The organism is Paraburkholderia fungorum (assembly GCF_900099835.1).
GTDB classification, from domain to species: domain Bacteria; phylum Pseudomonadota; class Gammaproteobacteria; order Burkholderiales; family Burkholderiaceae; genus Paraburkholderia; species Paraburkholderia fungorum_A.
Genome location: NZ_FNKP01000003.1, coordinates 1,275,553 through 1,295,706, shown reverse-complemented (window position 1 = coordinate 1,295,706; position 20,154 = coordinate 1,275,553). Strand labels below are relative to the sequence as shown.

General features: G+C 60.1%; 17 protein-coding genes. 6 read left to right on the top strand and 11 right to left on the bottom strand.

What is annotated here, in order from left to right:
• Nucleotides 1–47: 47 nt before the first annotated feature.
• Nucleotides 48–791: an IclR family transcriptional regulator gene (locus tag BLS41_RS34950; RefSeq protein WP_074772711.1), complete on the bottom strand. Its 744-nt coding sequence runs from the start codon at nucleotides 789–791 to the stop codon at nucleotides 48–50.
• 241 nt (nucleotides 792–1,032) lie between these two features.
• Between BLS41_RS34950 and BLS41_RS34945 the strand changes: the two genes are divergently transcribed.
• Nucleotides 1,033–2,355 carry an MFS transporter gene (locus tag BLS41_RS34945; protein WP_074772708.1) on the top strand — a complete coding sequence of 441 codons (1,323 nt, stop codon included), beginning with the start codon at nucleotides 1,033–1,035 and terminating at the stop codon, nucleotides 2,353–2,355.
• A gap of 134 nt (nucleotides 2,356–2,489) precedes the next feature.
• Here the strand turns inward: BLS41_RS34945 and BLS41_RS34940 are convergent, their stop codons facing one another.
• The 3 genes from BLS41_RS34940 to BLS41_RS34930 form a co-directional block, all read right to left on the bottom strand.
• Nucleotides 2,490–2,855 carry a BON domain-containing protein gene (locus BLS41_RS34940; protein ID WP_074772705.1) on the bottom strand — a complete coding sequence of 122 codons (366 nt, stop codon included), beginning with the start codon at nucleotides 2,853–2,855 and terminating at the stop codon, nucleotides 2,490–2,492.
• A gap of 141 nt (nucleotides 2,856–2,996) precedes the next feature.
• A complete protein-coding gene (locus BLS41_RS34935; RefSeq protein ID WP_074773520.1) occupies nucleotides 2,997–4,181 on the bottom strand; it encodes a porin in 1,185 nt (394 codons plus the stop codon).
• 67 nt (nucleotides 4,182–4,248) lie between these two features.
• Nucleotides 4,249–5,430 (bottom strand): M20 aminoacylase family protein, encoded by a 1,182-nt coding sequence (locus BLS41_RS34930; RefSeq protein ID WP_074772702.1) that lies wholly within the window; start codon nucleotides 5,428–5,430, stop codon nucleotides 4,249–4,251.
• Nucleotides 5,431–5,583: 153 nt separating this feature from the next.
• Between BLS41_RS34930 and BLS41_RS34925 the strand changes: the two genes are divergently transcribed.
• Nucleotides 5,584–6,498, top strand: coding sequence for a LysR family transcriptional regulator (locus BLS41_RS34925; RefSeq protein ID WP_083380240.1), 915 nt, complete (start codon nucleotides 5,584–5,586; stop codon nucleotides 6,496–6,498).
• Nucleotides 6,499–6,559: 61 nt separating this feature from the next.
• Here the strand turns inward: BLS41_RS34925 and BLS41_RS34920 are convergent, their stop codons facing one another.
• The gene (locus BLS41_RS34920; protein WP_074772699.1) at nucleotides 6,560–7,510 is read right to left on the bottom strand and encodes a LysR family transcriptional regulator; all 951 of its coding nucleotides are present in this window, start codon (nucleotides 7,508–7,510) and stop codon (nucleotides 6,560–6,562) included.
• Nucleotides 7,511–7,646: 136 nt separating this feature from the next.
• Here BLS41_RS34920 and BLS41_RS34915 point away from each other — a divergent pair, with 136 nt between their 5' ends.
• Nucleotides 7,647–7,907, top strand: coding sequence for a DUF2798 domain-containing protein (locus tag BLS41_RS34915; protein ID WP_074772696.1), 261 nt, complete (start codon nucleotides 7,647–7,649; stop codon nucleotides 7,905–7,907).
• Nucleotides 7,908–7,936: 29 nt separating this feature from the next.
• On the opposite strand, the gene BLS41_RS34910 is transcribed toward BLS41_RS34915, so the two are convergent.
• On the bottom strand, nucleotides 7,937–8,845 hold the full coding sequence (locus BLS41_RS34910; protein WP_074772692.1) for a LysR family transcriptional regulator: 909 nt from the start codon (nucleotides 8,843–8,845) through the stop codon (nucleotides 7,937–7,939).
• Between the two features lie 113 nt (nucleotides 8,846–8,958).
• Here BLS41_RS34910 and metE point away from each other — a divergent pair, with 113 nt between their 5' ends.
• Both metE and BLS41_RS34900 read left to right on the top strand, forming a co-directional pair.
• The gene (gene metE / locus BLS41_RS34905) at nucleotides 8,959–11,250 is read left to right on the top strand and encodes a 5-methyltetrahydropteroyltriglutamate--homocysteine S-methyltransferase (protein ID WP_074772689.1); all 2,292 of its coding nucleotides are present in this window, start codon (nucleotides 8,959–8,961) and stop codon (nucleotides 11,248–11,250) included.
• Nucleotides 11,251–11,852: 602 nt separating this feature from the next.
• Entirely contained in the window at nucleotides 11,853–12,938 is a 1,086-nt protein-coding gene (locus BLS41_RS34900; protein WP_074772687.1) for a porin, read from the top strand.
• Nucleotides 12,939–13,047: 109 nt separating this feature from the next.
• Here the strand turns inward: BLS41_RS34900 and BLS41_RS34895 are convergent, their stop codons facing one another.
• The 5 genes from BLS41_RS34895 to BLS41_RS34875 all read right to left on the bottom strand — a co-directional run bounded on the left by BLS41_RS34895 (nucleotide 13,048) and on the right by BLS41_RS34875 (nucleotide 18,259).
• Nucleotides 13,048–14,061, bottom strand: a complete 1,014-nt coding sequence (locus BLS41_RS34895; RefSeq protein ID WP_074772684.1) for a transketolase family protein — start codon at nucleotides 14,059–14,061, stop codon at nucleotides 13,048–13,050.
• A complete protein-coding gene (locus BLS41_RS34890) occupies nucleotides 14,058–14,915 on the bottom strand; it encodes a transketolase (protein ID WP_074772681.1) in 858 nt (285 codons plus the stop codon). Before BLS41_RS34890 ends, BLS41_RS34895 begins: the two co-directional genes overlap by 4 nt.
• A gap of 37 nt (nucleotides 14,916–14,952) precedes the next feature.
• A complete protein-coding gene (locus BLS41_RS34885; RefSeq protein WP_074772678.1) occupies nucleotides 14,953–16,281 on the bottom strand; it encodes an MFS transporter in 1,329 nt (442 codons plus the stop codon).
• A gap of 188 nt (nucleotides 16,282–16,469) precedes the next feature.
• Nucleotides 16,470–17,219: an SDR family NAD(P)-dependent oxidoreductase gene (locus BLS41_RS34880; RefSeq protein ID WP_074772675.1), complete on the bottom strand. Its 750-nt coding sequence runs from the start codon at nucleotides 17,217–17,219 to the stop codon at nucleotides 16,470–16,472.
• A gap of 137 nt (nucleotides 17,220–17,356) precedes the next feature.
• Nucleotides 17,357–18,259 (bottom strand): LysR substrate-binding domain-containing protein, encoded by a 903-nt coding sequence (locus tag BLS41_RS34875; RefSeq protein ID WP_074772672.1) that lies wholly within the window; start codon nucleotides 18,257–18,259, stop codon nucleotides 17,357–17,359.
• 318 nt (nucleotides 18,260–18,577) lie between these two features.
• Between BLS41_RS34875 and BLS41_RS34870 the strand changes: the two genes are divergently transcribed.
• Complete coding sequence (locus BLS41_RS34870; RefSeq protein WP_074772669.1) at nucleotides 18,578–20,119, top strand: ATP-binding cassette domain-containing protein; 1,542 nt, start codon at nucleotides 18,578–18,580, stop codon at nucleotides 20,117–20,119.
• The last annotated feature ends 35 nt before the right edge of the window (nucleotides 20,120–20,154 follow it).

Below are 20,154 nucleotides of genomic sequence, written 5' to 3'. Positions count from 1 at the left end.
GTTTTGTCCATGTGCGGACCGCGAACAGCGGACAGTGAAGCACTCCGTCACGCGAGCAGGGCGGGCGGAATCTGGCCGTAAATTTCAAGCAGCGCTTCGACCGCGCGCGCTTCGTTTTTCAGCAGCCGCGCTTTCGGGCCGCCGATCACGAGCGCGAATGCCTCGCCGTGAATCAGGAAACCGCGCGCCAGCCCCGCCACGTCTTCGACGTTCTCGCCGGTCGAGCGATGCCAGCCTTTTTTCACGCCCTCTTCCACTTCGATCTCGAGCGTCTTGCGGTCGATCACCGAACCGTCGGTCGATGCGGTCAACGGTTCGCAACTGTCGAGCAGCCTGCAGCGCGCATCCACCGACAGCGCGCCGAGCAAGGCCTTGCCGGCCGCGCTCGCATGCACGTACATGAAGCCGCCGGGTTCGTCGCTGTAGCGGATCTTTTGCCGCGACTCCATCACGTCGAGGTAGACCACGCGATTTCCGGCCAGCGTCGCGAGCGCCGCGGTTTCGCCGGTGGCGTCGCGCAGCGAAGTGAGCAACGGCTGGAACAGCAACGTCAACGGGTCTTCGCTGCAGATGTCGCGGGCGACATGAAGCAGCCGTTGCGTCGGGTAGTAACCCGCCTTCACGCCCGGCGCGTACAGGTAGCCCTTGGCCACCATGGTCTGCAAAAGCGCGTGACAACTCGACAGCGGGATCTCGGTGCGACGCGCGATCTCGCTGTAAATCATGGGTTGCCGCACTTCGGCAAAGAGGTTTATCACGTCAAAGACGCGCACTGCAGTTTTCACATCCATGACAACATTATCGGCATATCGATACCAAGATTACAATGGGTTGACGGGTTTACACCTACTCGCTCGATGTTTCCAGTTAAGCGAACGCAGGGTAATCACTTAATTGACGCGTTTGACGGGCCGTCCCTATAGTCGCGCTTTCCGTTCGCCAACGGACCTTAAGTTCTTTTGGCGAACAAACTGCAGACGGACATCAAGTCCGCAACGTGCATTCGCGGCACAAAACCGGAGACGTACCAGGATGGCGCTCACGCTCGACACGCAGCACCGCAACGCCCGCAAAGCGGGGATTGCCTCTTTCGTTGGGACAACGATCGAATGGTATGACTTCTACGCGTACAGCACGGCGGCAGCGCTTGTGCTCGGCAAGATATTCTTCCCGACAACGTCCGCGCTAGCCGGCACGCTCGCGGCTTTTGCGACTTTCTGGGTGGGCTTCCTGGCGCGGCCAATCGGCGGGATCATTTTCGGCCACCTCGGCGACAAGGTCGGCCGCAAGAAAACGCTGATCATCACGCTGATGCTGATGGGATGCTGCACGACCGGCATGGGCTTGCTGCCCACCTATAACCAGGTCGGGCTGCTCGCTCCGGCTCTGCTGATTCTGCTGCGCTTGATGCAGGGCATTGCGATGGGCGGCGAATGGGGTGGCGCGGTGGTGCTGTCGTCGGAACATGCGCCGAAGGGCAAGGAGATTCTTTATTCCGCGTTCGCGCAGCAAGGTTCGCCTGCGGGCAATCTGCTGGCTACCGTCGCTTTCCTGCTGACCTCGATGCTGCCGGATCACCAGTTCATGACGTGGGGCTGGCGTATTCCGTTTCTGTTCTCGGCACTGCTGGTCGTGGTGGGCATGTTCATTCGGATGAGCGTCGACGAATCACCGGCCATGCAGGAATTGAAGGACAAAAACAAGGTGGCGAAGCTGCCGATCGGCGAAGTCCTGCGTAACCACAAGGGGCTGGTAGCGATGGGCGTGGGCGCTTGCGTGATCGGTCTGTCGGCGACTTACTTCAAGACGACGTTTGCGCTGTCGTGGGCTGTCACGAGCATCGGTTTCGACCGCACGCAGTTTCTCACGGTGATTACCGGGGCGATCGTTGTGCAACTCATCGTGCAACCGTTCGGCGCGGTGCTTGCCACGAAAATGGACCTGAAAAAAGCGGTCATTTACATGCTGGTGCCGGAAATCGTCGCGCTGCCGTTGATGTTCTCGCTGATCGCCACCGGCTCCACCAAACTCGCGATGCTCGGCATGGCGCTCGCTTCGATTCCGCATTCGCTGTATTACGCGGCGATGGCCGGCATCCTCGCCAAATCGTTTCCGGTTCAGGTGCGCTACACGGGTATTTCGCTTTCCTATCAGATTTGCGGCATGGTGTTCGCCGGCACGACGCCGATTCTCGGGCAGTACCTGCTCGGCGCAACCGGATCGATTCTTTCGGTCGTCGCGCTGGGTATCCTGCACGTACTGATTACGCTGTTCTGCGCGCTCGGTTTGATCACACGCATGCATCAGGAAGGCGCGCGCGACGCGGCGCGTTCGGCGGCGCTGGCGGAGGTTTGATGGGTGCGGGGCGGCTGCGGCGAGAGTAGGCAGTAGATATCGCGGACGGGACGCGGGCACGTTGAATTGTTCGCGACGCACCATGCAACGTACCGCAGCCGAACCCGTCTCCCGTATCGATCCGCCGCGACCGGCTACTGGCTGCCGCGCCCCGCAATTTCACTGCGTACCGCAAGCCGGTTATTAACCGACTGCACGCCCGGTACATTCCTCGCCGCGTTGATCGCGAGATCGATCTGCCGCACTTCAGGCACGCTGCCGCTCAACGACACGACGCCGTTATTCGCGCGAACAGTAATGTTGCGAAAGCGTAGCCCCTGATTCCGCGCATCCTTCAACGCGCGACGCACATCTCTCGCAAGCTGCCGGTTTGCGTCCTTCGCGACTCGTGCGGAATTCGATGTGCTCTGCGCGGGCGCGGCCGGTTGAGCGTGTGCGTCGAGACATCCCAGTACGATGGCTGTGCTGCCCACCAGTTTGACGAACCGAACCGCATTCATTGTCTTTCTCCTTTTATCTGTCTTTGGATGAACATGTCGTTCTTCTCGAAGCGAAATATCAACAGCTAGTCTTGCGAAGCGAACGCGAGTTACGCGTATTGCGCGGCTGGACAAACATCGCCAGCCGCGTTCGCCATCGACTTAGAACAGGTGATAAACACCGACCGATGCCGTCAACGGCGTCGTCCCCAATTCGGGTGACGCGGTGCCGGTTTGCAGCGGCAAAGGATTGCTGTTCAGGATGATCGACGAAATGCCGTAATTGCGGATGAACCCGGCGCGCGCATAGAGCGACGTGCGTTTCGACAGCGAATAGTCGTAACCGAACATCATCCCCAGCGCCGAATCTTTCGCCGGATTGCCGGCAGCATCGCGCACGCCGGACGTATCGCGATAGACCACCGACGCGCGCAACGCGTTGCGTCCCCACGGCAGCGTCGCGCCCACCAGATACGAACGCGCGATGCCGTTGCCGGCCAGGTCCGGCGCAACCTGCGCGAATGCCGCGGACAGCACGTAACTGCCGACGTCATAGATCGCCGAGACGCCGTAAATGTCGTTGCGAACCGTCTGCGTGCCGCTTGCGGTTGCGACCGGCGCGCTCCACACGCGGTTATAGGCGCCCGACAGATACAGCGCGCCGTTCGTCCATGACGCGACGACGCCCTGATTCGACGCATACGGGGACACACCCTGCGTGCCGTTGAACGCGTACATGAACGTCGCGCCAAAACCCGCGACGCGCGGCGTGGTCCACGTTACCGAATTGCTCTCGCGCACGAGAATCTGACTGGACCCCGGGCCCAGGTCCGAGTTGTAGCCGACGCCCTTCGGCGTCTGCACTGCCCCGCCCGCGAGCCAGGTGACGACCGAATTCGTGGTCACTTCGCCGAATGGGTCGATGAACTCGGGCAGATTCGCGGTGGGTTGCAGACCGAGCCGCAGCTGCCCCCAACTCGCGGAATTGAGTCCCACCCACGCCGCACGATCGAACAGCGTGTTGCTGGTAGACAAGCTGCCCGTGTTCGCCATGAAACCGTTTTCGAGGTTGAATTCCGCCTTCAGGCCGCCGCCCAGATCTTCACGGCCGAAAATCCCGAACTGCGAGGTGTGGACACCGCCGCTCTGCGTCTGCCAGCGCGAATTGCCGCTGACGCTCTGGTAATTCAACCCCATGTCGACGGCACCATAGAGCGAGATGCCGCTTTGCTGCGAGCTTTCGATTTGCGGCCACGCGGCCAGCTCATCCAGCAGATAAGACTCGGCGAATACCGAGTGAGAGAGCAGCGCCATGCCCGCTGCGCAAACAGTCTTTTTGTATTTCATCTGAACCCCGATATGGACTTGATAGTGCGAGCAACCGGGCGCGACACCCGGCATGCAATGGCGAATCTCAGACGCTCAGGTATTGCTCGACCAGCGCGGCCCAGTAGCCGGCGCCAATCGGCAACGCCTGATCGTTGAAGTCATAGCCGGGGTTGTGGATCATGCAGCTGCCGTGACCGGTCGCGCCGTTGCCGAGCGCGACATAGCAGCCGGGGACCTTTTCGAGCATCCACGAGAAGTCTTCGCTGCCCATCATGCCGGGCGGCATCGGCAGGATATTGTTCGCGCCGACGACCCTGGCGATCGCCTGACGCGCCTGCGCGGTTTCTTTTTCCGTGTTGATCAGCACGCGCGTCACCGCCTGATAATCGATGTGCGCGGTCACGCCGAAGCTGCGCGCCTGGCTCTCGACGATCTCGCGCAAGCGCGTTTCGATCAGTTGCTGGACGCCGTTGTTGAGCGTGCGCACCGTCATCAGGATGGTGGCGGTGGACGGCACGACGTTGTGCGCCGTCCCGGCCTGGATCGCGCCAACCGTCACGACTGCGGACTCGGCCGGGGAAACGTTGCGCGACATGATGGTCTGCAATGCCATCACGATGCTGGCGGCGGCCACTACCGGGTCGCGTCCGAGGTGCGGCATCGCGCCATGCATGCCCTCGCCGCTTAGCGTGATCGTCACGAGGTCGGCGGACGCCATCATCGCGCCGCTCTGCACGACAAAATAGCCGACCGGCACGCCCGGTGCGTTGTGCAGCGCGTAGACGGCGTCGCACGGAAAGCGCTCGAAAAGGCCGTCTTCCATCATCCGTACCGCGCCGCCCATGCCCTCTTCCGCCGGCTGAAAAATCAGGTTCAGCGTGCCGTCGAAACGACGGGTCTCCGCGAAATAACGCGCGGCAGCCAGCAGAATCGCCGTGTGTCCGTCGTGCCCGCACGCGTGCATCTTGCCGTGCACCTGGCTTGCATACGGAAGGCCGGTGTCTTCGATAATCGGCAGCGCGTCCATATCCGCGCGTATGCCGATCGATCGCGGTCCATCGCCCACCTTCAACCGGCCGACCACACCCGTGCCGCCAACGCCCTCCGTCACTTCATAACCCCAGGCCTTCAGTCTTTCCGATACCAGCCGGCTTGTTTCGAGTTCCTCGAAACCCAGCTCGGGATGTGCATGAATACGTCGGCGAAGTTCGACAAACTCGGTTGCCTGCTCGCGAATTGCGGGGTCGATATTTATTGTTTGGGACAACACCTTTCTCCTCGTACAGTCTCGTCGGACACATGGCGCGCAATTGATGCCAGCGCGTGTTGTGGAGCGAGTCTACGAGGTCGGCGGTGAATAAAAACATGATAAAGTTTTATACCAATAACCGTTAGTTATAGTATTTTCCCTAGGGTAATAGTGGCGATCAGGCTCCATCAACTCCGTGCTCTTGTAGCGGTCGCCGACCATGGCAGCGTGATCGGCGCATCGCGCGCGCTCTTCGTCAGTCAGCCTGCCGTGACCAAGGCGATTCGCGAACTGGAAACCGATCTCGGCATTACGCTTCTCGGACGCAGCGTGAGCGGCGTCACGCTGACGCCGAGTGGCGAATCGCTGTTGCAACGCGCTCGCCTGATCGTCGGCGAGCTGGAGCGCGCCGAGCAGCAGATGGCGACGGAGCGAGGCGCGCTGGAAGGCAAGGTGACGGTCGGCGTGTCGCCGCTCGCCGCGCTGACGCTTTTGCCGCACGCCTATGCGCGGTTCCGGCAGCATATGCCGGAGGTCAACGTGGAGTTCCTCGAGCAATCGGCATCGCGGCTGGTGGAGGGTTTGCGCCAGGGATCGCTCGATTTCGCGCTGGCGGCGTCGTACGAGGGCGTGTCGGACGCGTCGATCGAGACGACCGAGATGCTGACGATTCCAATCGCGTTCGCCGTGCGCAAGAACGGCAAGCTCGCCAGCGCAACGTCGCTCGCCGACCTTTGCGACGCCGAATGGATTCACTCCGACACGACCAACGCGTATCCGCACTTCATCGATACGCTGTTCAGCGAGCACGGCTTGCCCGTGCCACGCCGTATTACGCGGTGCACATCGCAATCGCTGCTTTACAGCCTCGCAATTTCAATCGATACGGTCATGTTGTGGACCTCGCACACCCTCGAACTCGTCAATACGACGGGACAGTTTCATCAACTCGACTTTATCGATATTTCAAAGCACGTGAAGTTGCAATTGATGCTGCGGGAAGGCGCGATATTGACGCGGCCTGCTGAATTTTTCATTCGTTGTATCGAGAATACGAACGAAATATTTTCGCTTCCGTTGAAATAAGGCAGGCCATGTTTTGAGTGCAAGGCTCTGCCACTTCAAAACACCAAAAAACGGCCGCTAATCAGATCGTCAAACTCATCACCGCCCCGGGCCGGGCGCTCGCCTGACTTTCCAACGCCTGCTCGATAAAGCCAATAAACGCGCGCACGCGCGCATTCAACGCCGACCGCTCGGCGACGCATGCGTAGAGGTCCATCGGCTCAGGTTCGGCATAAGCCTTATTGCGTCCATCCTGTCTGAACAACGGCACCAATCGTCCGCTGTCGATCAGCGGTTGCGCGACGAAACTCGCGAGCCGTGCGATACCGCCGCCGTTCGCCGCGATCTGCGCGAGCATGTCGATGTCGTCACAAACGAAGGCCGGATTCACTTGCGCGTCGAAGCGCAGGCCGTTCCGCACGAATCCCCACGGCAGAAAACGACCATCGGTCGGATATCGAAACACCACGCACGCGTGGTCTTTCAGATCCTCAGGAGAGCGCGGCACGCCCGCGCGTTCGAGATACGCGGGCGACGCGCAGAACACAAACGGGCGCGACGCAATTCGCCGCGCGACCAGTCGATCATCGAGTTGCGCGAATATACGAATGCTTACATCGACGCCCTCAAGCCGATGATCGACGGGCCGGTCGGTGCCGATGAGTTCAATGTCTATGCGCGGATAAGCAGCCTTGAATGCCGGCATCAGCGGCGCAAGAACGTGGCGGCCGAACGCCGCTGTCGTGGCCACGCACAACCGCCCCTTCGGCGACGCTTCCAGAGTTGCCGCCTGCGACGCGAGATCGATATCGCCCGGGATATGGCGCACCTTCGCGTAGTACCGTGCGCCGCTTTCGGTGAGCGCCATGCTGCGTGTGGTTCGCGAAAGCAGACGCACGCCCACGTGCGTTTCGAGCCGCGCTATGCCCTGACTGACGGCGGCCGCGCTCACACCCTGCGCGCGTGCAGCCGCTGCAATGCTGCCGGTCTCCACGACACGAATGAAGCCGTTGATCAAGCCCAGAATGTCCATTGCCCCTCGTTGCTTCTGTCGTCCATTTCGTAAATTTTACTTAAGAATGAATCAAGCATCAGAGCGCTACCGACTTGTTTGCCGGCTTGCTACGCTGGCCCTCTCTTAACCAGCCAGCACTAACGAGGTTCGATCCATGCCATCAAAAACGACATACGGTCGCCGTATTCGCTTTCCAACGGCGGCCACGCCCTATGTCTTCGCGCTTTACATGGCGACTATTATGGCGTTTCTCATGTGTCTCGTGATCACCGTCGCGGAATTCGGTATCGATGTGCATTACATGGAAAATGTGACGAATGCGTATCGTGTGGCAATGCCTGCGGCGTTTGTCTGCGTGCTGATCGTGCGTCCGATAGTCGCCCGGCTCGTTGCGTGGACAGTGCATCCGCACTGATGAACTCCGCACGTAGCGTCGAGACGTCCTTAAGCGCGAAACCTCGGTTCCGCCCAATCCGCTTTGCGCGCCGACGCGACAAATGCCTGGAGGTAGTCGATCGAGTCGTCCGACTCGCGTGTTCCAAGGAAGATCTGTTTGGCGATGCCCTTCTTGCCGAGCCGCAACGGCGTAAGCGGCATCCATCCCGCGTATTCCTCTGCCAGCCAGCGCGGCAGTGCCGCCACGCCGCGCCCGCTCGCGACCATTTGCAACATGATGTCGGTGGTTTCGATCACCTTGTGGCGCCTCGGTACAACGTTGGCGGGCATCAGAAACTGCGTGTAGACGTCGAGCCGATCGGTTTCGACGGGATACGTAATCAGCACCTCCGAAGCAAGCTGATCGGGCGTGATGTAGGGTTCGCCCGCAAGCGGGTGCGCGTCGGCGACAACCAGCACCTGCTCATAATCGAACACCGGCTGAAATGTCAGCCCTGCCTTTTTCAACGGATCAGGCGTGACGAGCACGTCGATGTCATAGCCGAACAACGCGCCAATGCCGCCGAACTGGAACCGCTGCTTCACGTCGACATCGACATCAGGCCAGTTGGCAAGATAGGGCGACACGACCTTGAGCAGCCATTGATAGCACGGGTGACACTCCATGCCGATTCGCAGCGTGCCCCGCTCACCTTGCGCGTACTGCTTCATACGCTCTTCCGCCAGTTCGAATTGCGGCAACATCCGGTTCGCGAGGCCAAGCAGATACTGTCCGGCCTGCGTGAGTCTGAGCGAGCGTCCCTCACGCGCCCACACAGCCGTGCCCAACTGCTGCTCCAGCTTCTTCACGGTATGACTCAACGCCGATTGCGTCAGGTGCAGCTTGTCGGCGGCGGCGGTGAGCGAGCCCTGCCGCTCCACCTCTCTGATAACCATCAGATGACTACGCTCCAGCATCACGGTCTCACATGAACATAATTGATCGATGCATGAAATAAATCCATTTTTATTCATGCACGTAAAATTCTATCATCGCCTCCAGTTTGTTTTCTTTGGACGGCGCACAAAAAATGGTCACCACACATAATCTGGGTTTTCCGCGCATCGGCGCTAAACGCGAACTGAAGTTTGCACTCGAGAAATACTGGAAGGGCGAGTCGTCGCGTGACGAGTTGAAAGCCGTCGGCGCGCAGCTTCGCGAGCGTCACTGGAACGACCAGGCAGCGCTCGACTTCGCCCCTGTCGGCGACTTTGCGTTCTATGACCAAGTGTTGGACATGAGCTTCACGCTCGGCAATCTGCCAGAGCGCGTGCGCGATTTTCACGGCGATACGCTGGATAACTACTTCCGCGTGGCGCGCGGCCGTTCGGCTCACGGCACAGACGATCACGACGCCTGCTGCGGCGGCGTGGCAGCCGGTGAAATGACGAAGTGGTTCGACACGAACTACCACTACATCGTCCCTGAGTTCGACGCGAAAACGCAATTCTCGCTCGACCCGTCGCGCCTGCTGCAACAACTTTCGCAAGCTCGTGAGAACGGTGTCAACGCGAAGCCCGTGATCATCGGACCGGTGACGTATCTGTGGCTCGGCAAGTCGAAAGACGGCTCCGACAAGCTCGATCTGCTGCCGCGCCTGTTGCCCGTGTATGCGGCATTGCTCGACTATTTCACCGCGCAGGGTATCGAGTGGGTGCAGATCGACGAACCGGCGCTCGTCACCGAACTCGACCCGGCATGGCGCCAGGCTTTCGCCACGGCCTATGAGGCGCTGTCGACGCGCCGCATCAAACTGCTGCTGGCAACATACTTCGGCCCGCTTCAGGACAATCTCGAACTCGCATGCAAACTGCTTGTTGACGGCATTCATATCGACGCGATCAATGCGCGCGATGAAGTCGCCAGGGTCGTCGCGCATCTGCCTGATCTGTCGGTGGTGTCGGTTGGTGTCATCAATGGCCGGAACATCTGGAAGACCGATCTGACGGCCGCGCTGGAATGGCTCGAGCCGCTACATGGGTCGCTTGGCAACCGACTGTGGATCGCGCCGTCGTGCTCGTTGCTGCATACGCCCGTCGATCTGAATAGCGAACAGAAGCTCGATGCTGAAATCAGATCGTGGCTGGCATTCGCGCTGCAAAAGCTCGACGAACTGAAGACGCTCGCCGGTGCGCTGAACAATGGCCGTGCCTCTGTCGCCGCCGCGCTTGAAGCGAACGCGGCGGCGATTGCGAGCCGCCGCGCGTCACCGCGTGTGCACAACCCGGCCGTCAAAGCAGCGATTGCGCGGATCGACGCAGCACTCGGCAAACGCGTCAGCGCGTACACGCAGCGTGCAGAAAAACAGGCAGCGCTTCTCAAGCTGCCCGCGTTCCCGACTACGACAATCGGCTCGTTCCCGCAGACCAGCGAAATCCGCCACGCGCGCAGCCAGTTCAAGGCGGGCGAACTCGATCAGTCCAGCTATCGAACAGCGATGGAACGCGAGATCAAACGCGCGGTGCAAGAGCAGGAAGCGCTCGGTCTGGACGTGCTCGTGCATGGCGAAGCGGAACGCAACGACATGGTCGAATACTTCGGCGAGCAACTCGACGGCTATGCGTTCAGCCAGTTCGGCTGGGTCCAGTCGTATGGCTCGCGCTGCGTGAAGCCGCCGATTCTGTTCGGTGATATCAGCCGCCCGAAAGCGATGACCGTCGAATGGACCCGGTACGCGCAATCGCAAACCGTCAAGCCGATGAAGGGCATGTTGACCGGCCCTGTCACGATCCTGAACTGGTCGTTCGTGCGCGATGACCAGCCGCGTTCGGTGTCGTGCTACCAGCTCGCGCTGGCAATCCGCGAAGAAGTACTCGATCTGGAAAAGGCCGGTGTACGCGTGATTCAGATCGACGAAGCCGCACTGCGTGAAGGACTCCCGCTGCGCCGCACGCGATGGAATGAGTACCTGCGATGGGCGGTCGAATCGTTCCGTATCACCGCAAACGGCGTGCAGGACGAGACGCAGATTCACACTCACATGTGCTATTCGGAGTTCAACGACATCATCGCGTCCATCGCCGATATGGACGCGGACGTGATCACGATCGAAACATCGCGTTCGGACATGGAACTACTCGACGCATTCGACAACTTCAACTATCCGAACGAGATCGGCCCTGGCGTGTACGACATTCATTCGCCGAATATCCCGAGTGAGGAACACATCGTTCAATTGATGAAGAAGGCAGCTGAGCGGATTCCGGCGGAGCGTCTGTGGGTGAATCCGGATTGCGGTTTGAAGACGCGTGCGTGGGCTGAAGTGATTCCGGCGCTGACCAATATGGTCGCTGCGGCCAGAACTTTGCGCTCGGCTGCCTGATCTCACGCGAATATAAACCGGCAAACGATTGATGCCTGATCGAGAGTCGCGAATGACGGCCGCCTCCTGGCGGCCGTTTCATCTTTAGTCGTCACAGTTGCCTGTTTTAAGAAGTGGATCGCCGCCGATTTCATCGAGCATTAGCGTGATCCAGCCCAGCGGGTATTCGAGCGCGACCGGCGTACTACGACGAGTAGTGCACATCGAAACTACAACCTGCTTTCAACTCTCGCCATGAAGCGGCAAAGAGAAAGGATTGCCTTTCTCAAGCGTAAGACTATCAATCGCTATGTCCATCCCGCTACGCAATTGATCTCCTACGACCACGGTCCGCTCCTTTCAAACCAGTCGAACGGGTCGCGCGCTCTTCTATTCGTACGCAGGCACAGCAGCCGCGCCGCCCCCCCGCTTCTACCCCGCATCCGATTAGTCAATACCTGTTGCGATCAGACGACGCCTAGCCCAATTTATTACTGCGCTTTTGTTTCTGGAAATATCATTCGCACCATTGCGCGGACCTGACTCGGCGCATCACCTTTAGTTACCGCCGCGACGGGGAGCATTTCTCACCGACGGCTTCTATAAAAAATATCGCTACTGCCATGAAAAAAACGACTGCGGCAATCGGCGCCGCTCTGCTCGCCCTTGCCACCCAATCCGCGTTCGCACAAAGCTCGGTCACGCTGTACGGTCTGGTCGATACCAGCGTGCGTTACCTGACCAACGCAAACGCCAATAACGACGCTCAGGTTGCAATGGGTGAAGGCGTCGAAACGCCGAGCCGTTTCGGCTTGAAAGGCTCTGAAGATCTGGGCGGCGGTACGTCGGCGATCTTCAAGCTCGAAAATCAGTTCCAGTTGTGGTCGGGCAAGCTCGACAACAGCAACAATCAACTGTTCCAACGTAATGCTTACGTCGGTCTGTCGAACCAGCAATACGGAACGTTGACCTTGGGCCGTCAGCAAACGCCGTTCTTCGAGGCCATGGGCAACACCTACGACCCGATGACGGTCGGCGACTTCTGGCAGGACAGCTGGATCTATAACGGCATCGGCCCGTTCCTGTTCACCAACAGCTCGGTGAAGTACACCAATCAGTTCGGCGGCCTGCATCTGAGCGGCATGTATGGATTCGGCGGCGTGGCGGGCAGCACCGGCGAGAACAGCATGTACGGCTTCACCGCGTCGTACGATCTGGGCAATCTGTCGGCGGTCGTCGGATTCCAGCAGAACGACGTGTCGGGCAAGAAGTTCAACCTGTTCAACATCGGCGCGGTCTACGCGGTGACGCCGTCGCTGAAGCTGCTGGGCGGCTGGCTGCACGCACAGGACAACACGGGCTTGACCGACGTCGACATGCAGCAGTCCGGCGCTCCCGCGCTGGCCCACGTGAGCCCGAACCGGATCGACGACAGCTTCTACGTCGGCTCGACGTGGCAGGTCACCTCGCCGCTGGCTCTGACGCTGGCCGGCTACTACGATCACGCGCGTAACGCAGCGAACGTCGACGGCACGCTCGGCACCGGTGTCAACTATTCGGCTACGATCCTCGCCGAGTACTCGCTGTCGAAGCGGACCGAAGTGTACGGCACGGTCGACTTCACCCGCGGCAGCGGCGCGTTCGTGGCGGACTACCCGGGTCGCAACAATCAGACGGGTGTTGCCATCGGTCTGCGCAATATTTTCTGATCGGGCGGCCTGACCCGTCAGGCGCGACGTTCAGCGAAAACCGCCCGCATCGTGAGATGCGGGCGGTTTTTCTTTGCCGGTACTGTTTGCGTTGCGTCTCCTGAATGGGTCAGCCGAGCCACGTCCTGATTTGCGCTGCCATCACCGAACTCGAGATGCCATAGCGGTCGTGCAGCGTCGGCAACGCACCGGCATCGAGGAACTGATCCGGCAACGCGACCTGGCGGAACTCGGGCGAAACCCGCGCGCGCATCAGCGTGCTCGCCACGGCTTCGCCGAGGCCGCCGACCACGCTATGGTTCTCCGCGACGATCACGAGCCGGCCCGGCCTCGCGCATTGCTCGATAATCGTCGCTTCGTCGAGCGGCTTGATGGTGGGTACGTGCAGCACGGCCACGCTCGCCGAGCCGTCGTCGAGCAGCTTGGCGGCTTCGAGCGCGCGCATCGTCATGAGGCCGGTCGACACAATCAGCACGTCGCGGCCGTCGCGCAGCAGCTTCGCCTTGCCGAGTTCGAACGTGTAGTCGTATTCGTCAAGCACCACTGGCACCTTGCCGCGCAATAGCCGCATATAAACCGGCCCATTGTGCGCGGCAATTGCACTCACTGCCTGCTCGGTGTCGAGCGCATCGCACGGATCGACAATCGTGAGCCCGGGGATGCCGCGCATCATCGCGATGTCTTCGGTCGCCTGGTGGCTCGGACCGTAGCCCGTCGTCAAGCCCGGCAGCGCGGCGCAAATCTTCACGTTGAGGTTTTCTTCGGCGATCACCTGGTGGATGAAGTCATAAGCACGACGCGTCGCGAACACGGCGTAGGTCGTGGCGAACGGGATAAAGCCTTCCTTCGCCATGCCGCCCGCTGCGCCCATCAACAGTTGCTCGGCCATTCCCATCTGGAAGAACCGCTGCGGATGTTCCTGCGAAAAGACGTGCAGGTCCGTGTATTTCGACAGATCGGCAGTCATGCCGACGATGTTCTGACGCTTGCGCGCTTCGGCTGCGAGTGCGTGACCGAACGGCGCAGGTTGAGTGCGCTGGCCTTCGCTGGCAATCGACGCGATCATCGCCGAGGTCGTCAGGCGAGGCTTGTTTTCCGCAGGTTTGTCGATGACGTTGCTCATGCTCCGGCTCCTTTCGCATGCAGTTGGTCGAGCACGTCGATGGCGTGTTGCCACTCGTCCTGCTCGACGCGGATAAAGTGGTTTTTCTCGCGCGTTTCGAGAAACGGCACACCCTTGCCCATCAGCGTGTCGGCGAGAATCACGCGCGGCTTCGCATCGGCGAGATTGCGGCAGCGATCGAACGCCTGAACCACAGCAGCCAGATCGTTGCCGTCCACGCGTTCGACGTGCCAGCCGAACGACGCCCACTTGTCGGCGAGCGGCTCGAAACCGAGAATCTCGTGCGATACGCCGTCGGCCTGCTGGCGATTGACGTCGACAATCGCGATCAGGTTGCCGAGCTTGTGGTGAGCGGCCGACATCGCGGCCTCCCACGTTGCGCCTTCATCCAGTTCGCCATCGGACATCGAGTTGTAGACGAACGCCGGATTGTTCTTCAGACGCAAGCCGAGCGCCATGCCAACCGCGATCGTCAGGCCTTGCCCCAGCGAGCCGCCCGAGATTTCCATACCCGGCGTGTAGGCGGCCATGCCCGACATGGGCAGGCGGCTGTCGTCCGATCCGTAGGTTTCCAACTCGTCTTCGGGGATGATCTTCGCTTCCAGCAACGCAGCGTAAAACGCAATCGCGTAGTGGCCGTGCGACAGCAGAAAGCGGTCGCGCCCTTCCCACTCGGGTTCATCGGCGCGGAAGGTCAGCGCGTGGCAATACGCGGCGGCGAGAATGTCCGCGTAGCCGAGCGCCTGGCCGATATAACCCTGCCCCTGGACTTCGCCCATCCGCAGCGCGAAGCGGCGGATCCGGTAGGCGGAGTTGGCGAGCGCGGTGGTCGCATCAATGGTGTCGGTGTCCATCATGGCTCCAGTGTTCATTGAGAAAAGTGCAGCGTGCTCAGCGGTTGACCACTTTCGCGGGCACGAGGAAGACGAGCAATGCGCCGATCGTCACGGCGGTCGAGATAAAGATGAGTCCGGCAGTCGACTTGCCGGTGAGGTCGTTCAGCCAGCCGACAATCGCCGGCGAGAAGAATCCGGCCAGATTGGCGAAGCAGTTGACCGCAGCGATGCCCGCCGCCGCCGACATGCCGCCAAGCACCGCGGTAGGCAGCGACCAGAATTGCGACGACGACGCGAGAATTCCCGCAGACGCAATGCTCAGGCAGATGATCGACGCGCTGACGCTGCCGAGCAAAGGCAAGGTCGCGAAGCCGCCTGCCGCGATCAGCATCGGCACAGCGAGATGCCAGCGGCGTTCGCGTTGGCGATCCGCGCTCATGCCGATCAGCGGCAGCACGACGATTGCGCACAGGTATGGAATTGCCGTGAAAATACCGACCCACAACGGATCCGCCACACCGGATTTGCGAATGATGGTGGGTAGCCAGAACGTCAGGCCGTATTGTCCGAGCACGACGCAGAAGTAGATCCCGGCCATCAACCACAAGCGGCGATCACCGATAAACGCGCGGATCGAAATATGCGCGACCGTATGCTTCGCGTCGGCCACGACGTTGCGTGCAAGCAGTGCCTTTTCGGACTCGCTCAGCCACTTCGCTTTGGCGATGCCGTCGTCGAGATAGAGCAGGATCGCGATGCCGAGCACGAGCGAAGGTACGGCTTCGAGCACGAACAACCACTTCCACCCTTGCATCGACATCACGCCTGCCAGCGAGTGCATGATCCAGCCAGAAAGCGGGCCGCCGATAATTCCCGCAAACGGAATAGCCATGAAGAACATCGACAGGGCTTTGGCGCGGCGGGTCGATGGAAACCAGTAGGTGAGATAGAGAATGACGCCGGGCGCGAAACCCGCTTCCGCCACGCCGAGCAGAAAGCGCAGGCAATAAAACGCAGTGGGGGTCTTCACGAAAATGAAACTCGCGGAGATCACGGCCCATGTCAGCATGATTCGCGCAAGCCATCTGCGTGCGCCCACGCGATGCAGGATGAGGTTACTCGGTACTTCGAACAGAAAATAGCCGAGGAAGAAAATGCCCGCGCCCATGCCGTACACGGTCTCGCTGAAATGCAGGTCGCTCAGCATCTGCAGCTTCGCGAACCCCACATTCACGCGGTCGAGATACGCGCCGAGATAGCACAACATGAGAAACGGAATCAGCCGACGCACGACCTTCGCGTAGGTCCGCGCTTCGAAAGTCGCGGACTCGACATGCGGCGTCATATCGCCCACCACGGGCGAAGCAGTGAACTTCGATTTCATGCCTGTCTCCTGTGGATCGACGTTAGCGCTTTGCGTGCGGAATCGGAGTCAGCGCAAATGCAGCGAATCCGACTGACCGTTCAAGCGATAACGTCAATCTCATGCAAGATGGTCTTCACCATGCCTTGCAAAGCGTCCCAAGTTTTTCTTGAGTACGCGAATCAACCGGCTTATTGCCGGCGTCGGCGTCAATGGATCAGCATGCCACCATTCACATCCAGCGTGATGCCCGTGAGATACGTGGACAGGTCGCTCACGAGGAACAGACACGCATTCGCGACATCGGCGGCGTCCCCGAGACGGCTGAGCGGAATGCCCTTGATGATGTCCGCCCGCATTTCGGTCGTCAGCTTGCCGCCGGTGATGTCGGTCTGGATAAGTCCGGGCGTGATCGAGTTGACCCGAATGTTGTTGGGACCAAATTCGCGTGCCATCGCACGCGCCAAACCCAGCACGCCTGCTTTCGCGGCGCTGTAATGCGGGCCACCGAAAATGCCGCCGCCGCGTTGCGCGGAAACGGACGACATGCACACGATGCTGCCGCTGGTCTGCTCTTTCATCACCGGCAAGACTGCCTGGCTCATATAGAGCGTGCCACGCAGATTGACGTCCATGATGGCGTCGAAGTTCTCCGCGGAAATGTCCAGTGTGCGAACCGGTTGGGTAATGCCCGCGTTATTGATCAGTCCGTCGATACGGCCATACTTCTCGAGCGTCGCACGCGCGGCAGCGACGCAGGCCGCTTTGTCGGTCACGTCGCACGCGAGTCCGAGATGACCGTCCCCCAGATCCGCTGCGGCATTTTTTGCCTCTTCTTCGCGGAGATCGAGAATCACGACCTTGGCGCCCTGCGCAACCAGCGCCCTGGCCGTCGCTTTGCCGATGCCTCGCTGCGATGCAGCACCCGTTACGATCACCACTTTGTTGTCGAGCAACATCTCTGTCTCCTGAGTTTGATTTGATGGACAGAGTGTCTAACTCGGGGCGGCTGCGATCAACGCACTACGGCTCAATCGTCATTGAGAAAAATTCAGATGAGCCCGGGTACAGGAAAACCCTGGCGCAATGATCGGGCTCACTCACGCAGAGTGCGGGATTCAAGTGCAATTTCGCGTTCGATCCACGCGACGAAACGCTCGACTCGCGGCAACTCTGCATGCTGCCTCGGGTAAACAAGGTGATGCGCGCCAACCTCGACGGCATGGGTGTTGTCGAAGACCGGCACGAGCACGCCTTCACGCACTCTCACCGACGCCAGCATCAGACTTTCGAGCGCAATGCCGAAACCGAGGGCAGCCGTCTCCAGCGACATGTAAGAGCGGTCGAACGAGAAATCAAACGTTTTGTGTGCCGCCGACACGCCGGCTCGCCCAAACCATTGCTTCCACTGAACGTGCGGCGTTTCCGAATAGATGAGCCTGTGTTGCAAAAGATCTTCAGGCGAATTCACGGGATGCTGAGCGAGATATTTTGGCGAAGCCAGCGGCGCAATGAACTCGTTGCGCAGCGTTTTAACTTCGAGGTCGCTCCAGTTTGCATAGCCATGACGCAGATCGACGTCGTAATAGCCGCTGGTAAACGACACATCTTCATAGGAACACGCGAGGTTCAACTGGATGTCGCCATTCGATTCGTGAAACGACGCGAGCCGCGGCAGCAGCCACATCAGACCGAAGCTCGGGCTCGAATGCACCCGCAGTATGTCGACGTCCGAACGGCTCGACGCGCGCTCCGTGGCGCGGCTCAGATCGGCCAGCGAGCCCGTCACGTCGGACAGATAACGCTCGCCCGTAGGCGTCAGCACGAGTCCACGGCCGGATCGATAGAACAGCGACTGGCCGATGATCGATTCGAGATTGCTGATCTGGTGACTCACCGCCGACGCGGTCAGGCCGAGTTCCTCGGCCGCACGGTTGACGCTCTTCGTTCGGGCCACGCTTTCGAACGCGACGATGGCCTTGACCGGTGGAATGCGCATAGTGAATTTTTTTCAGACGAAGTTGAATGAAACCGCCTTGTTCGCAAGTGTTCCGTACTGCCATTCTGTCTACAAGCCTCGCAGAACCACGCGTTTTCATACGCGAATGACGCGGCCAATCATAAGCATACGTTGCGCAGTGCAGCAACCGCGCAGGAGACAGCAATGAATTATCCGACTTTCCTCCCGGAAGCGCGATTTATCATCGGCCACCCGATTCGTCCTCACTCCATCTGTCTCCCCTTCCGGTCCAACGTTCACGCATTGCGTCGAGCCGCGCCGTATTCGTTCCGATAGTTCGCCGCAAGGAGACAGGAGATGGATCAACCTCGCTATTTATTAGCCGCACGTTCAATAGTCAAACGCTTCGGTCCTACGAGCGTGTTGAACGGCTTCGATATTTCGATTGCGCCCGGTGAGGTGCATGCTTTTCTGGGCGGAAACGGAGCGGGAAAATCGACGCTAATCAAGATCATTTCAGGGCAGTTCGATCGCGACGGCGGCACGCTCGAATTCGACGGACAGGACATCGGCGCGTCGGCGAGTTCGCATGTTGCGGACGGCTCGCTCGCGGTAGTCAATCAGGAACTCGCGCTGTTGCCGCACCTGACAGTGGCCGAGAACATTGCGATGCCGCGACTGCGGCGCGGGACCGCGCGTTATAGCGAACGTGCTTCGATGACCATTGCGATCGAAGCGCTGTCGCTAATCGACGCGCAATTCGCGCAGGTATCCGCAGGCCGTCTGGTTGGCGACCTGACCTTGCACGAGCGCCAACTGGTTGAGATCGCTCGCGCATTGGGGTCGGGCGCAAAGCTGCTATTACTCGACGAGCCGACCGCGAATCTCACCGCCGCCGAGACGACACGTCTGTTCGCCGTGATACGCCGTCTGATTGCCGATACCGGTCTCGCTGTTCTGTTCGTTTCGCACCGCATGCGTGAGATACGGCAGATCGCAGACGTGTGCACGATTATTCGCGATGGCAAAACCGCCGTCGATCGTGCTGCAATCGATGCGATCACGGACCGCGAAATTGTCGAGTGCATGGGACAAAGCATCGTCATCGACGAGGCGGTCGCGAACATCGCCGTCACGACGGAAATCGCCCAGCCCGCGAATGTCGCGGATCATGCGGGCCATCAACCATCACAGCGAAATGCTGGCACGCTTCGCATCGAACGCGACGGCATATCGGTCGATGTGAGTGCCGGCTCGATCATTGGACTTGCCGGTGCGCCGCTGGGACCTTCATCGCTGATCGATGCATTGACAGGCATTGCACCAGTCGACGCCTGGAACATCACGCGCGACGGCAAACGCATCAACTATCCGCATCCATGCGCGGGCGCACGCGACGGCGTCGGCTTCGTATCGGGAGATCGCTCGAACAAGGGTGTGCTTGCCACGCTGCCTATCGTCGACAACCTCGTCGCTGCGGCACGCGTGGTGAGCCGGCGCGGCATCGTCAGACACGCAGAGGTCGAGCAAGCCACCCAACTGCTCGACGCGCTAAAAATACGCGCGGGATCACTATGGGATTTGCCCGCGACGCTCAGCGGCGGTACGCAGCAAAAGCTGCTGATCGCCCGCTGGCTGCTGCTACGCCCGAAGCTTCTCGTTCTTGAAGAACCCACACGCGGCGTCGATATCCGAACCAAACGCGAAATCTACGCGTTGATCCGAAAAATGGCCCAGCAGGGTACGACGATCATCTGGTGGTCTACCGAATACGTCGAGCTTGTCGAACTGTGCGACACGGTGCTCGCATTCGATCTGGACGGCAAACCCACTGACGTATTGCGTCACACCAGCGTCAACGAAACCCAACTCGCTACGTCGACCGGCATGGCGGCCTAAGCGGATGCACGTCGCGAAACAGGTCGTCATATCGA

Coding starts and splice junctions, on each gene's coding strand:
- BLS41_RS34915 (WP_074772696.1), top strand. CDS start 7,647: ATGCCATCAAAAACGACATACGGTCGCCGTATTCGCTTTCCAACGGCG.
- BLS41_RS34935 (WP_074773520.1), bottom strand. CDS start 4,181: ATGAAATACAAAAAGACTGTTTGCGCAGCGGGCATGGCGCTGCTCTCT.
- BLS41_RS34885 (WP_074772678.1), bottom strand. CDS start 16,281: ATGAAATCGAAGTTCACTGCTTCGCCCGTGGTGGGCGATATGACGCCG.
- BLS41_RS34875 (WP_074772672.1), bottom strand. CDS start 18,259: ATGCGCATTCCACCGGTCAAGGCCATCGTCGCGTTCGAAAGCGTGGCC.
- BLS41_RS34940 (WP_074772705.1), bottom strand. CDS start 2,855: ATGAATGCGGTTCGGTTCGTCAAACTGGTGGGCAGCACAGCCATCGTA.
- BLS41_RS34880 (WP_074772675.1), bottom strand. CDS start 17,219: ATGTTGCTCGACAACAAAGTGGTGATCGTAACGGGTGCTGCATCGCAG.
- BLS41_RS34895 (WP_074772684.1), bottom strand. CDS start 14,061: ATGAGCAACGTCATCGACAAACCTGCGGAAAACAAGCCTCGCCTGACG.
- metE (WP_074772689.1), top strand. CDS start 8,959: ATGGTCACCACACATAATCTGGGTTTTCCGCGCATCGGCGCTAAACGC.
- BLS41_RS34890 (WP_074772681.1), bottom strand. CDS start 14,915: ATGGACACCGACACCATTGATGCGACCACCGCGCTCGCCAACTCCGCC.
- BLS41_RS34910 (WP_074772692.1), bottom strand. CDS start 8,845: ATGCTGGAGCGTAGTCATCTGATGGTTATCAGAGAGGTGGAGCGGCAG.
- BLS41_RS34945 (WP_074772708.1), top strand. CDS start 1,033: ATGGCGCTCACGCTCGACACGCAGCACCGCAACGCCCGCAAAGCGGGG.
- BLS41_RS34920 (WP_074772699.1), bottom strand. CDS start 7,510: ATGGACATTCTGGGCTTGATCAACGGCTTCATTCGTGTCGTGGAGACC.
- BLS41_RS34950 (WP_074772711.1), bottom strand. CDS start 791: ATGGATGTGAAAACTGCAGTGCGCGTCTTTGACGTGATAAACCTCTTT.
- BLS41_RS34900 (WP_074772687.1), top strand. CDS start 11,853: ATGAAAAAAACGACTGCGGCAATCGGCGCCGCTCTGCTCGCCCTTGCC.
- BLS41_RS34870 (WP_074772669.1), top strand. CDS start 18,578: ATGGATCAACCTCGCTATTTATTAGCCGCACGTTCAATAGTCAAACGC.